14 protein-coding genes are annotated in these 12637 nt (G+C 57.6%); 4 read left to right on the forward strand and 10 right to left on the reverse strand.

Going from position 1 to position 12637, the window contains the following annotated elements; genetic code table 11:
* Positions 1 to 4: 4 nt before the first annotated feature.
* Genes JFU47_RS06675 through benA form a run of 4 tightly spaced genes read right to left on the reverse strand, consistent with a single transcriptional unit; the run spans position 5 to position 3676 of the window.
* The gene (locus JFU47_RS06675) at positions 5 to 778 is read right to left on the reverse strand and encodes a 1,6-dihydroxycyclohexa-2,4-diene-1-carboxylate dehydrogenase (RefSeq protein ID WP_008154556.1); all 774 of its coding nucleotides are present in this window, start codon (positions 776 to 778) and stop codon (positions 5 to 7) included.
* A gap of 24 nt (positions 779 to 802) precedes the next feature.
* The gene (gene benC / locus JFU47_RS06680; protein ID WP_201181991.1) at positions 803 to 1816 is read right to left on the reverse strand and encodes a benzoate 1,2-dioxygenase electron transfer component BenC; all 1014 of its coding nucleotides are present in this window, start codon (positions 1814 to 1816) and stop codon (positions 803 to 805) included.
* A 10-nt stretch (positions 1817 to 1826) separates the two neighbouring features.
* Entirely contained in the window at positions 1827 to 2315 is a 489-nt protein-coding gene (benB, locus tag JFU47_RS06685; protein ID WP_123367995.1) for a benzoate 1,2-dioxygenase small subunit, read from the reverse strand.
* On the reverse strand, positions 2312 to 3676 hold the full coding sequence (benA, locus tag JFU47_RS06690) for a benzoate 1,2-dioxygenase large subunit (protein ID WP_140682276.1): 1365 nt from the start codon (positions 3674 to 3676) through the stop codon (positions 2312 to 2314). The genes benB and benA overlap by 4 nt, the downstream gene beginning before the upstream one ends.
* Positions 3677 to 3857: 181 nt before the next feature.
* Between benA and JFU47_RS06695 the strand changes: the two genes are divergently transcribed.
* The 3 genes from JFU47_RS06695 to JFU47_RS06705 are packed head-to-tail and all read left to right on the forward strand — an operon-like array spanning position 3858 to position 6191.
* A complete protein-coding gene (locus JFU47_RS06695; protein WP_140682274.1) occupies positions 3858 to 4343 on the forward strand; it encodes an Hcp family type VI secretion system effector in 486 nt (161 codons plus the stop codon).
* Positions 4340 to 5821, forward strand: a complete 1482-nt coding sequence (locus JFU47_RS06700) for a hypothetical protein (RefSeq protein WP_201181993.1) — start codon at positions 4340 to 4342, stop codon at positions 5819 to 5821. Before JFU47_RS06695 ends, JFU47_RS06700 begins: the two co-directional genes overlap by 4 nt.
* Complete coding sequence (locus tag JFU47_RS06705; RefSeq protein ID WP_140682270.1) at positions 5808 to 6191, forward strand: hypothetical protein; 384 nt, start codon at positions 5808 to 5810, stop codon at positions 6189 to 6191. The genes JFU47_RS06700 and JFU47_RS06705 overlap by 14 nt, the downstream gene beginning before the upstream one ends.
* A 520-nt stretch (positions 6192 to 6711) precedes the next feature.
* Here JFU47_RS06705 and JFU47_RS06710 read toward each other — a convergent pair.
* From JFU47_RS06710 to JFU47_RS06725, 4 genes are all read right to left on the reverse strand, one after another.
* Positions 6712 to 7671: an AraC family transcriptional regulator gene (locus JFU47_RS06710; RefSeq protein ID WP_274609984.1), complete on the reverse strand. Its 960-nt coding sequence runs from the start codon at positions 7669 to 7671 to the stop codon at positions 6712 to 6714.
* Positions 7672 to 7892: 221 nt separating this feature from the next.
* A complete protein-coding gene (gene catA / locus JFU47_RS06715; protein WP_140682264.1) occupies positions 7893 to 8822 on the reverse strand; it encodes a catechol 1,2-dioxygenase in 930 nt (309 codons plus the stop codon).
* 55 nt (positions 8823 to 8877) lie between these two features.
* A complete protein-coding gene (catC, locus tag JFU47_RS06720) occupies positions 8878 to 9168 on the reverse strand; it encodes a muconolactone Delta-isomerase (RefSeq protein ID WP_033057703.1) in 291 nt (96 codons plus the stop codon).
* 10 nt (positions 9169 to 9178) lie between these two features.
* On the reverse strand, positions 9179 to 10327 hold the full coding sequence (locus JFU47_RS06725) for a muconate cycloisomerase family protein (RefSeq protein ID WP_140682262.1): 1149 nt from the start codon (positions 10325 to 10327) through the stop codon (positions 9179 to 9181).
* A gap of 124 nt (positions 10328 to 10451) precedes the next feature.
* Between JFU47_RS06725 and JFU47_RS06730 the strand changes: the two genes are divergently transcribed.
* Positions 10452 to 11336, forward strand: coding sequence for a LysR family transcriptional regulator (locus tag JFU47_RS06730; RefSeq protein ID WP_008154539.1), 885 nt, complete (start codon positions 10452 to 10454; stop codon positions 11334 to 11336).
* Here JFU47_RS06730 and JFU47_RS06735 read toward each other — a convergent pair.
* Positions 11333 to 11575 (reverse strand): DUF1652 domain-containing protein, encoded by a 243-nt coding sequence (locus tag JFU47_RS06735; protein ID WP_201181994.1) that lies wholly within the window; start codon positions 11573 to 11575, stop codon positions 11333 to 11335. The genes JFU47_RS06730 and JFU47_RS06735 overlap by 4 nt on opposite strands.
* A gap of 120 nt (positions 11576 to 11695) precedes the next feature.
* Positions 11696 to 12595 carry a polysaccharide deacetylase family protein gene (locus JFU47_RS06740; RefSeq protein WP_201181996.1) on the reverse strand — a complete coding sequence of 300 codons (900 nt, stop codon included), beginning with the start codon at positions 12593 to 12595 and terminating at the stop codon, positions 11696 to 11698.
* Between the last annotated feature and the right edge of the window lie 42 nt (positions 12596 to 12637).

The following is a 12637-nucleotide window of genomic DNA, read 5'->3' on the forward strand; positions in this document are numbered from 1 at the left end:
TGGATCAACCCTGGTCGCCGCCACCGACCGGCATGATCATGCCGGTGATATAAGACGCTTCGTCGCTGGCCAGAAACAGAATAGCGCTTGCCTGCTCATCCAGCGTGCCATAGCGCTTCATCAAACTGCTGTCGAGCGTCTGGTCGACAATCTGCTGATACCAGACCTTCTCTTGCTCGCTCTGATCGGCGCTGTTGCGCGGAATGACCCGCGGCGGCGCTTCGGTGCCACCGGGCGCGGTGGCATTGACCCGAATCCCGCGACCGGCGGTTTCGAAGGCCAGGCAAGCGGTCAGCGCATTGACCCCACCCTTCGCCGCACCGTACGGCACGCGATTGACACTGCGCGTGGCGATGGAGGAAACGTTGACGATGGCGCCACTTCCCTGTTCAAGCATGAACGGCAACGCGGCGTGACAGCACCACAGCGTCGGGAACAGCGAACGGCGCACTTCAGCCTCGATCTGCGACGCTTCGTAATGCTCAAAAGGCTTGGTCCAGATCGTCCCGCCCACATTATTGACCAGCACATCCAGACGCCCGAAACGCTCGACGGCGGTTTGCATGACGCGGCTGCATTCGCTGTATTGCTCAAGATCGGCGGTCAGCGCGAGCACCTGGCTGCCCTGCCCCAATTGCTGCTGAACCTCGAACACCAGCTCGGAGCGATCGACCAGAATCAACCGCGCACCTTCCGCCGCCATGCGCTCGGCAACGCGCCGACCGATACCTTGGGCAGCGCCGGTGATCAGCGCGACTTTTTCGTGGAATCTGTTCATGTCTCTCTCCCACAACAGCGCGACTCAGGCCGCGCTGGCGGCAAATTTCTCGTAGTAAAAGTTTGTCGGCGCAATGCCTTTTTCACGGATGAACTGGCTGACCGCCTCGACCATCGGCGGCGGGCCGCACAGGTAGACATCGACGTCGCCTTCGTTCAAATGCTGCGGCTCGATGTGTTGAGTCACGTAGCCCTTAAGCGGGTGCTGACTGTCCGGGTTGGCGACGCAGGCACTGAAGCTGAAGTTCGGAATTCGCGCAGCAAACGCTTCGAGTCGATCCATTTCCACCAGATCAAAATCGTTGGTCACGCCGTAGATCAAATGCAGCGGATGTTCACTGCCCTGCTCGGCGATTTTTTCCAGCATTGCCGTGAACGGTGCCAGCCCCGTACCGCCGGCCAGCAGCAACAACGGACGGCGAATGTCGCGCAGGTAGAAACTGCCCAACGGCCCGGCCAGGCTCATGCTGTCGCCGGCCTTGGCCATGCCGGTGAGGAAGCTGCTCATCAAGCCACCGGGCACGTTACGGATCAGGAAACTGACCTCGCCGTCGCGCTGCAACGAGCTGAACGAATAGGCGCGGGTCTGCTCGCTGCCGGGAATCCCGAGGTTCACGTATTGCCCCGGCAGGAACGCCAGTTTGCTCAGGGCTTCGCCCTTGATCGACAGCGCGATGGTGCTGTCGGACAGCTGGCGCACGGCACTGATAGTCGCGTCGTAACTGGTCTGACGGGTGCGGCACACCTCGGATGAGGTCGGCACGCGCACCACACAATCGCTCTGGGCGCGCATCTGGCAGGTCAGGACGAAACCTTGCTCGGCCTCTTCCGCGCTGAGCGCATCTTCGATGTACTCCTCGCCCAAATCATAACGGCCGGCCTCGGCGAAACATTTGCAGGTGCCGCAAGCGCCGTCGCGGCAATCCAGTGGAATATTGATGCCTTGGCGATACGCGGCATCGGCCACGGTTTCGCCGACATTGGCGTCGATGAATCGGGTGACGCCGTCTTCAAAATTGAATGCGATGGAATGAGTCATGACCGCTGCCTCACAGGTGGTAGACATCGATGACCTGGCGAACGTAATCGTTCTTCAGGATCACTTTCTTGGCCTTGATCAGCGGGTTTTCACCGCGCACATCGAGGGTGTAGAAACTGCTGCCGAAATAGCTGTCGACGGTCTTGTAGCGAAAGCTCAGGGTGTGCCAGTTGAAGCGCACCTTGCAGAAGCCGTCGGCCTGTTCGAGCAGCTCGATGTTGCTGATGTTGTGCGAGGTGCGGGTGTCCGGCATGGTGGCGCTGGAACGCTCGGTCTTGATGCGGAAGACGCGGTCTTCCAGACCGGTGCGGTTGCCGTACCAGATCAGCGAGATTTCCCGCTGCGGGTCTTCGGTCAACTCATCGTTGTCGTCCCAGGACGGCATCCAGAACGTCACGTCCGGGGCGTACAACTCAAGCCATTCGTCCCATTGTCGGTCATCGAGGTAGCGCGCTTCGCGGTAGAGAAAATCGCGTACGGCGTCATAGGTGATGGTCATTGCACGGCCTCCACAGGAATCAGTTCGGACTGCTCTGCGGCCAAGGCCTTGAGCATGGTCTGCTGCCAATACTTGTGTTGCAGCACGAACAGACCTTCGTCTTCGGTGCGCACACCGCTGAGCAGCGGATGCAGGTCGATTTCCTTGGCCGCCTCATCGGCGCCTTCGATCCAGTGTTCGGCGCCACGGGACATGTCGTTCCAGGCGGTCACGCTGCCCTGATAACTGGTCTGGCAGGAACGAAACTCTTCCAGGTCGTCCGGGGTGGCCATGCCGCTGACGTTGAAGAAGTCTTCGTACTGACGAATCCGGCTCGAACGGGCGTGGTCGCTTTCGCCTTTGGGGGCGATGCAGTAAATGGTGATTTCCGTGCGGTTGACCGAGATCGGCCGGGCGATACGGATCTGCGAACTGAACTGGTCCATCAGGTACACGTTCGGGTACAGGCACAGATTGCGCGAGTTCTCGATCATCCAGTCGGCGCGGGCCTTGCCGAAGTCCTGGGCCAGTTCATCGCGACGCTCGTACAGCGGACGGTCCTCGGGGTTGGCCCAACGGGTCCAGAGCAACATGTGGCCCTTGTCGAAGGAATAGAAACCACCGCCCTGCTTGGCCCAACTGCCGGCACTCATGGTCGGGTTGCAATCGCCGGCCTCGCGCTGCTTGCGCTGGTTCTGAGTGGCAGCGTAGTTCCAGTGCACGGAGCTGACGTGATAGCCGTCGGCGCCGTTTTCGGCGGTGAGTTTCCAGTTGCCTTCGTAGATGTAGCTGGAGGAACCGCGCAGCACTTCCAGGCCATCGGCGGACTGGTCGACGATCATGTCGATGATCTTCGCCGACTCGCCCAGGTGTTCAACCAGTGGGACTACGTCGGCCTTGAGGCTGCCAAACAGAAAACCGCGATATGACTCGAAACGCGCAACTTTGGTCAGGTCGTGGGAGCCTTCGCAGTTGAAGCTCGACGGGTAGCCCGCTTCGGCCGGATCCTTGACCTTGAGCAGCTTGCCGGAGTTGTTGAAGGTCCAGCCGTGGAATGGGCAGGTGTACGAGCTCTTGTTTCCGGACTTGTGCCGGCACAGCGTCGCGCCACGATGGCTGCAGGCGTTGAGGAACGCATTGAGCTCACCGTCCTTGTTGCGCGCGATGAAGATCGACTGGCGCCCCATGGTGGTGGTGTAGAAGTCGTTTTTGTTGGGGATCTGGCTTTCGTGGGCCAGGTACAGCCAGTTGCCTTCGAAGATGTGCTGCATCTCGAGATCGAACAGCCGCGGGTCGGTGAACATCTCGCGCTTGCAGCGGTAGATGCCTTGTTCTGGATCGTCCTCAAGCAGGGATTGAAGATATTCGGGTCGCAGGGTCATGGCCGCCGCCTCCATTGTTATTGTTCAGGCAAGGCTCATGCTAGGACGGGGCAATGGGGTGGACTATCCGCTGGGTGCAGACCTTTATCCGTTTAGTGCAGAACGTATTTTCGGAATCGGACTACATAACTGCTTACAACTTCTGCCATAGACTGCCCGCCTGACTACAAGGAGTGGTTCTATGGCTAATCACGGTTACATGACCATAAACGGAAAAGCTCAAGGATTGATTTCAGCGGGCTGTTCAACCCAGGACTCTATCGGCAACAAGTATCAGGCAGCGCACACCGATGAAATCATGGTGCTCTCCTACAGCCACAACATCGCCAATATCGGGAACATCAAAAAGTCGACGCATAGTCCGATCATCATCACAAAAGCCGTCGATAAATCATCACCGCTGCTTGCTCAAGCGCTTTCAAACAGAGAAGAAATCAACTGCACGATAAGTTTCTATCGCGTGTCGGCTTTTGGCATGCAGGAAAAGTTTTATACCGTTTCGATCAATGGCGGAGTTATTGCCGACCTGACGCTTGAAATGCCTCATGCCATTTTTCAAAACGACGCCGAGCCCCAGGAACAGGTGGCTATTCGTTACCGCGACATTACCTGGACCCACCACCTGGCAAAAACCGCGGGTTACAGCTCGTGGGGCGATGAAGGATGAGTCCGAATCGTCATGAGCAATGGGAGGTCAACAGTGCCGCGGGCAAACTGGTGGGGCAAGCTCGCACTCTTGGTACCCGTCATCTTGCGCAAGGTATGCTGCGTGAACGGTTCAATCGAGAAGTCGCCTTTTATGCAAAGCGCGTTGCGGACGATGTTGCGCAGGGCAACATAACTCCGGAGCAAGGCATACAGGCGCTTGTGCAAGAACAACGAGACCTGCTTAGCCAATCGCAAGCCGTTACGCGAAAAGCTCAGGGCGCGATCAATGAACGGGTTAAAAGAATCCCGAACTCAACGCTCACACAGCCTTCATTAAAACCCGACCCGGAACGCTTATTGCGCTTTGTCCATGCTCAAAGCCTCGAGTCGACGACCGCGAATTCGCCCGACGCATTGAGGGCAACCTCTTCGCCGCATCCAGTCTCGGACTTGAAGTTTTTTCCTCAAGAGCAATGGCCTGCGGCCGTCCCACAAGAAGAACCAGGGTTCTACGTCGTCCCCAGGAGCACTACCGCTGACAAACTGGAAGCTCAGCTTTTCACTTCAGCCTCCCACGCCGTCATCGCCAAATTCAAGGCCCTGAATCCGAATCTGGATAAGGTAAAAGCCGGGACGATGATTGTTCTCAGCGATCCGAACAACCAGCAATGTACCTTCGAAGAAGCGCTGTTGATGCAAGCGGCGGGTAATGTAAATAGAGCCCTGGAGCCTCTCAGTTCAGAAGAGGCCGATTTCATGGCGCGTCACTATGATGAGATTGCATTCTTTCTTTCGAAGGGCTCACTCGGTGCCAGCTTCGGACTTTCCATGTTCGCGAAGAACCTGGACGACGTGAATGTCATTCTGCGTGACATCGAGAGTTTGCATACTCGGACTTTCCAGGCCAATGATCACTTGAACACCGCCGAGTTTTACTCCGAACGTAAGCGCCTGCTGGCTCAGTTGAATACCCAGCTCACCAAACTTACAAAAAAGAGCATTGGCTTTCCGGATCACCCCAATCTGAAAAACGTGTTGGGCATATCGACTAAAAGTCTTGTTCATCGCTGGAGAAAAGCTGGGGCTGTTGGACAGATCCCTGGTTATGCCACGCATATTGAAGGCGTTTCTAAAGCGGCGAAGTATGTCAAGTATGGCGGTTGGGTTGGCACTGCTGTGGGCGGTGGAGCGTCAGTTATCAAAGTTCAGGGCGTATGTGCGGCAGAGGATGAGGAGGCTTGTAAGAGGGTGAAATTTACAGAAGTTGGTGGTTTTGCCGGAGGAGTGATAGGTGGTGCTTTCGCGTCAGCAATATTGACCGGCTCAACGGTGGGCTGGGTCTGCGCGGGCTTAGCAATCCCGACGGGAGGAACGGCCACTCTCGCATGCGGCCTGATAGTAGTCGGGGCAGGTTCTTTTGCAGGTGGGTTTTTAGGGGGGGATAGGGGAGAAGCATTAGGCGAATTAATATATGAGAATACAAATGAACAGCATTGAAATAGTTATCGGTTATTCATCCGGGGTAGTGATTATCGCGATGTCTATTTGGATCGTTGTAATGCTACATGTGGCATACACAAAAATGGATTTTATCCTGGATCATTTGAAGAACTGCACAGCCATCATGGTTCGTGCTCCGCTCAGGCACGGTGGTCCGTGGGGAAACTTGATGCTTGTAGGAGGAATTTCAGGAATTATCACGTTCCCCGGATTCTATCTCAAAAGGGGCGAGCTAAGCTCAGAAGACTTGCAAGCCTTCCCTCGCTTCCTAAAACGTAAGTTAATAATTATGCACTGGAGCGCACTGGGGCTTTTCGCAGCACTAATTTTACTTGTGTTGATCGGAAACTCCGGACTGTTCTATTGATCGGCGCGCCCATTCCTGCAGAGAAAAAATCTACGAGACCATTAAGTGAGCATAAGTACCGCGGACAAAATATTTCTTTGTGTCGGTTTAATCGACTTTGCGGGCATATTCATAATAATTGGCATATCACTCCACCTTGCCTACACAAAAATGGATGTGATGCTAAATCACCTGCAAAATTGCCCCGCAGTTATGATTCGAGCACCATTCAGGAACGGCGGACCTTGGGGGAATATGTTTTTACTGGGCGCCATAATGGGAGTAATGACTACACCTCGCCTTTACCTACGCGATGGAGGTGCCAGCGCCGAGGACTTGAAGAACTTCCCTGCTGTCTTAAGGCGAAAGCTGATTGTTTTACAGTGGACCGGCTGGGGACTTTTACTCGTAATGTTTGGCCTTGTCGCAGCCGCTGAGCTTGAACTAGTCTGAAAAAATCTTTATCCCTTTTGCAGGCAAATCAGTTTGGATAACCGGTGGATTGGCTAACTTCGAGAGGCCCGTGAAGCCTCCCTGCATCTCACTCCCGCCGCTTCAGCGTATCCGACGGCAACTCCCCGAACTGCTTGCGATAGTTATCCGAAAACCGGCCCAGGTGCAGGAAGCCATAATCCATCGCCACTTCCGTGACATTACGCACGTTGCAGGTCGGGTCGCTCAGGCAGGCGTTGATGCGCTCAAGGCGTTTTTGCCGGATGTAGTTTTTCGGCGTGGTGCCGGCGTTGCGTTCAAACAATCCGTACAACGAGCGCAGACTCATCCGCGCCTGGCGTGCCAGTTCTTCGCTGTCGATGTCCTGCTTGAGATGGCCCGCAATGTAGTTGGCAATCACCTCGAACGTAGCCGTCTGTGAGCCGAGACTGATACGGCTGACGTTGGTCTTCATCAGGCTGAGCATCTTGCTGACGATGATCTGCGCGTAGTGCTCCTGCACCTTGGGAATCTGCTCGGTGGCCTCGGCTTCCTGGCAAATCATCGCTAGCAGCCCGACAAAACCTTCCAGTTCGTTGAGCTGGTAACGGTTCTCCAGAAACCGCACGCCCTGCCCCGGATAACGCCAGCGCTGCTCGTTGCAGACGGACTCCAGCAGCGAAGTCGGGACCTTGAGAATGAATTTTTCGCAATCGTCAGAGTACGTCAGGTCCACAGGATCATCAGGATTGATCAGCAGCAACTCACCCGGTGCAAAGTAGTGTTCCTGACCGTGCCCGCGCCACAGGCAATTGCCGCGCAACAACACTTGCAGGTGATAGATGCTTTCCAGCGCACCGGAGGTGACCCGTACGCTGCCGCCATAGCTGATGCGGCACAGGTCGAGGCTGGCAAACTTGCGGTGATTGAGGCTGGCCAGCGGTCGCCCGGCCCGGGGCATCAGTATGCAATGGTTACCGACATGCTGATTGACGTAGCCCGACACCGCGTAAGGGTCGGCGTGGTCGAATACGGTGCTGCGCTGACTCAACAGTTGCGCTTGCATCATCGGGTCACTCTCATTGTTATAGGTTGCGTCGGGCTCATTCTAAGGCAGTACTTGCAGCGGTGTGTCAGTGGACCGACGTGCTGCCAGCCGGTTAACCGAAACCCGTGTGGGAGCGGGCTTGCTCGCGAAGGCGGTGTGTCAGTCAGCGTTGATGCTGAAGCTGATGGCCCCTTCGCGAGCAAGCCCGCTCCCACAAGGTCGGGTTCGATCACATCCCGATATCAGTCCTCGAGTGCGCGGACCCGCTCGTGGCGTTGCTGCTCGTCGGGTTGCGCGGAGGTCTGCAAGGTGAAATCGAAGTCGATTTCGGCAAAACGACCGCTCACACCATGGGCCGCCGCACGTGCTTGATCGTCGCTGAAGGTGATCTTCGCGATCAACTCGTCACGGGTGGCATAGGCGAAATCGTCGTGCAGGTATTGATCGCCATCGAGGTTGATCTGGGTGGTCAGGTGACGATGATCCGGCGCGGAGATGAAGAAGTGAATGTGCGCCGGCCGTTGGCCATGACGGCCCAGTTGATCGAGCAGGTGCTGGGTCGGACCGTCCGGCGGGCAGCCATAGCCCGACGGCACGATGCTGCGAAAGCGATAACGACCCTCGGCATCGGTGACGATACGACGACGCAGGTTGAACTCCGATTGAGTGGTATCGAAGTAGGAGTAAGTGCCGCCGGTGTTGGCGTGCCAGACATCGACCACGGCACCAGCCAACGGTTCGCCGGCGGTGTTCTTGACCTGGCCCTGCATGAACAGCACTACACCCGGATCGACGCCGTCATCGAGACGCGCTTCGCCTTCCGACAACGGCGCACCCGCCACGTACAGCGGGCCTTCGATGGTCCGCGGTGTGCCGCCAGCCTTGCCGGCCTGTTCATCTTCAGCGTCCATCAACAGGTCGAGATAATGTTCGAGACCGAGCCCGGCCACCACCAACCCGGCCTCTTGACGCGCACCCAGCACGTTGAGGTAGTTGACGGCTTTCCAGAACTCTTCCGGCGTTACGGCCAGGTCTTCGATGATGTTCACCGAATCACGCAGGATGCGGTAAACCAGGGCCTTGACCCGTGGGTCGCCGGCGTCATTGAGCAGACCGCTGGCCTCTTCGAGAAACTTCTGGACACTGGCAGTGTGGGAAATCTTGACGTTCATTTTGGTGGGTTCCTCATCTTGTAATTATTAGCGTAGCGAACTGAACAGGCTGGGTTCAGCGGTCATCTTCGCGAATGGAAGAAGGATGCCGGCACATCGCCTCGACCTCGATCGCCATGTACGGAAACAGCGGCAATTGCATGAGCAGGTCGTGCAGTTCCTGCACACTGTCGACGTCGAAAACGCTGTAATTGGCATAGTGCCCGGCGATGCGCCACAAGTGACGCCACTTGCCTTGCTCTTGCAGGCGTTGGGCCAGGGCTTTTTCGTCAGCCTTCAATGTGGCGGCTGCTTGCGGATTCATATCGACCGGCAGGTTCACGGTCATTTTTACGTGGAACAGCATAATGCTCTCCTCAGGCTTGATGAATGGCAGTAGACGTTTTGTCACGACGGAAGAACGCCAGACGCTCTTCATCGAGGTTCAAGCCCAGCCCCGGTGTTTTCGGCACGTGCAACTCAAAATCGCGATAGACCAGCGGCTCGCTGAGAATGTCTTCAGTCAGCAGCAATGGACCGAACAGCTCGGTGTCCCACGCCAGTTTGTTCAGCGTGACAAAAGCATGGGCCGAGGCCAGGGTGCCGATGCCACCTTCGAGCATGGTGCCGCCATACAGGCCGATACCGGCGGCTTCGGCGATGGCCGCGGTTCGCAGCACGGCGCGCGGGCCGCCGTTCTTGGCGATCTTCAAGGCAAACACTGACGCCGCGCCTTCACGGGCCAGATTGAACGCATCCTCCACGCATTCGATGGATTCATCGGCCATGATCGGCGCCGGGCTCATGGCATTCAGGCGCGCCATGCCGGCGCGGTTGTTGCGCGAGATCGGCTGTTCGATCAGGTCGATGCCGTTGGTTCCCAGGATCCGGCAGGCGCGCAGCGCGACCGCTTCATCCCAGGCCTGATTGACATCGACCCGCACACTGGCGCGGTCGCCCAAGGCTTTTTTGATCGCGATGACATGGGCCAGGTCGCGGTTGACCTCACCGGCACCGATTTTCAGCTTGAAGATCCGATGGCGGCGCAGGTCGAGCATCTTTTCCGCTTCGGCGATGTCCTTGTCGGTGTCGCCACTGGCCAGGGTCCACGCCACTGGCAGTGCATCGCGAACACGGCCACCCAGCAACTCGCTGACCGGCAGCCCAAGGCGTTTGCCCTGAGCGTCGAGCAACGCGGTTTCGATACCTGATTTAGCGAACGTGTTGCCACGGATGCTGCGTTCCAGGCGCAACATCGCGGCATTCACGTTGGCGCTGTCCTGGCCCAGCAACAGCGGCGCGAAGTGTTTGTCGATGTTGGTCTTGATGCTGTCAGGGCTTTCATTGCCGTAGGCCAGGCCACCAATGGTGGTGGATTCGCCAATACCTTCAATGCCGTCGGCGCAGCGCACGCGAATGATCACCAGCGTCTGGTTCTGCATGGTGTGCATCGCCAGCTTGTGCGGGCGGATGGTCGGCAGATCGACGATGATCGTCTCGATCGATTCAATGGCTGTTGCAAGCATGTCGATACCCGTCAGGTTCTTAAAGTTCTGGAACCGATTCTGGTACGGCTTTTTTCGGGAAGCCAATATAGAATTGGTCTGACTTGATACCTTTAAGGTATGCAAACTGGTTTCCGGAGGCCCCATGGAACTGCGTCACCTGCGGTATTTTCAGGTGTTGGCTCAAACCCTCAATTTCACCCGTGCCGCCGAGCTTCTGCACATTGCCCAACCACCGCTGAGCCGGCAGATGCAGCAACTGGAGGATGAACTCGGGGTGTTGTTGCTGGAGCGCGGGCGGCCGCTGAAGCTGACCGATGCCGGGCGGTTTTTCCATGAGCACTCCACCGCCCTGCTCGAGCAACTGAGCAAGGTGTGCGACAACACGCGACGGATCGGTCTGGGCGAAAAGACCTGGCTGGGCATCGGTTTCGCCCCGTCGACGCTCTACGGCGTGCTGCCGGAACTGATTCGCCGCTTGCGCAGCGGCGAGCCCCTGGAGCTTGAACTGGGGCTATCGGAAATGACCACGTTGCAGCAAGTGCAGGCGCTCAAGGCCGGGCGTATCGATATCGGTTTCGGGCGAATCCGCATCGACGACCCGGCGATCATCCAGACTGTGTTGACCGAAGATCGGCTGGTCGCCGCCCTGCCCGCGGGTCACCCATTACTGGCCGGGCCGATCAGTCTTCGCGAACTGGCGAAAGAACCTTTTGTGCTGTACCCCGGCAACCCGCGCCCGAGCTACGCCGACCATGTGATCGCGTTATTCGAATCCTATGGCGTGAGTATTCATGTGGCGCAATGGACCAACGAGCTGCAAACAGCCATCGGTCTGGTGGGAGCGGGAATCGGCGTCACCCTGGTGCCGGCCTCGGTGCAATTGCTGCACCGCGACGACATTGGTTTCACGCCGCTGCTGGAAGACAACGCGACCTCGCCGATCATTCTCAGCAGGCGCGTGGGCGACGTATCGCCGGGGTTGAATCATTGCTTGCAGATGATTGATGAGCTGCAACCGCGGGCCTAGCCGGCAAACGCCCGGCGCCCGGCGCGCATCTCGATGCGCAACTCGCCAATCAGATTGGAGATATCACGAACGGTGGTCAGCCGTTCGGGTGATACACCGGTGATCAACAGATCAATTCGCCCGGTGGCGGGTTCGTAGACTTTGATCTGTAACGTTCCGTCCGGATTCACCGTGCAGGCACAGGAAAGCGGTTGAAAACCGGACTCAACTATGCGGCAAAGCTCAGGAACTGAAACCATGACTGGCTGCCTCCGTGGCCATTAATCGGATCCAACTTGCTCAGCATAGATGCGCTTTTCCTATCCTGCGCCCACCAATGCTCAAAATAAGTGTTAGCTGTTTCTCACTTTGGCGACCTTTCAGTGAGAATCCCCACCCCAGATCCAATTCCAGAGCCCCGGTAATTTAACCGGCTGTGAACTGTCGCGAACGGTACGCGCCATCGCGGCCCGTTGCAGCGCTGCCGTGTCGTCGTAAAACGGCTTTTCGGCGGTTTTCACACCGGTAGCCTGTGCACTGTCGAGGAGGATTTGCAGGTACTCCCGAGCATGCCGGGCGGTGTAGCGATTGAGGTCGTGGAAGGTCACCACCACCGGAATCACTCCGTCCACCACCGGTAACTCGCCAAGGGCGATGCGCTCGCGCACTTCGGACATTGTGCGCAAGAAGTGGGCTCGCCGCCGGGGGCTGGCGTTGAAGCCCCAGATCTTGCCGTCATTGGCGCTCAGGTCGGTCAGCAGCACATGCATGCCGTGTTGCTGATAGGCCGCGAAAGTGCGCTTGTCGTAGTTCCAGAATGGCGGGCGCACTAGCGTCGGCGGCGCGCCGGTGATCGCGGCGATGTCGGCGCTGCCGTTGGTGAGGGATTGTTCCAGTTCCTGTGGGTCCAGGGAGCGATGATTGGTGTGCCCGGGCGTGGCCGTGTGGAAGCCCAGGATCTGACCTTCGGCCTGTTCGCGGTGCATGACCTGGCGCCCTATTTCACTGCCGCCCGCCCGTGAGGCACGGGTCTGCACGAAGAACACCGCCTTGAGGTTCGGCTGCACCGGGTTCGTCGCCAGACTGTCGAGCACCGTCATCGTCGGATTCCAGAAACTCGAAGCGCTGGGACCGTCGTCGAAGGTCAGCAGAAAACGGATCGGTGGTTGCGCGCTCAGACGCTGCTCGGTCTGCGGCGTCATTTCGATTGGAGAAGCGATACACCCCACCAGCCCTGTGGCGATGATGAGTGCAGAGAGAACCTTGAACAGCCGTTTCATGTTTTGCCTTGGGCCAGACCGTTACGGTCAACACGTCAAAGG

The sequence above is a fragment of the Pseudomonas sp. TH39(2020) genome (assembly GCF_016650715.1).
GTDB lineage: Bacteria > Pseudomonadota > Gammaproteobacteria > Pseudomonadales > Pseudomonadaceae > Aquipseudomonas > Aquipseudomonas mandelii_C.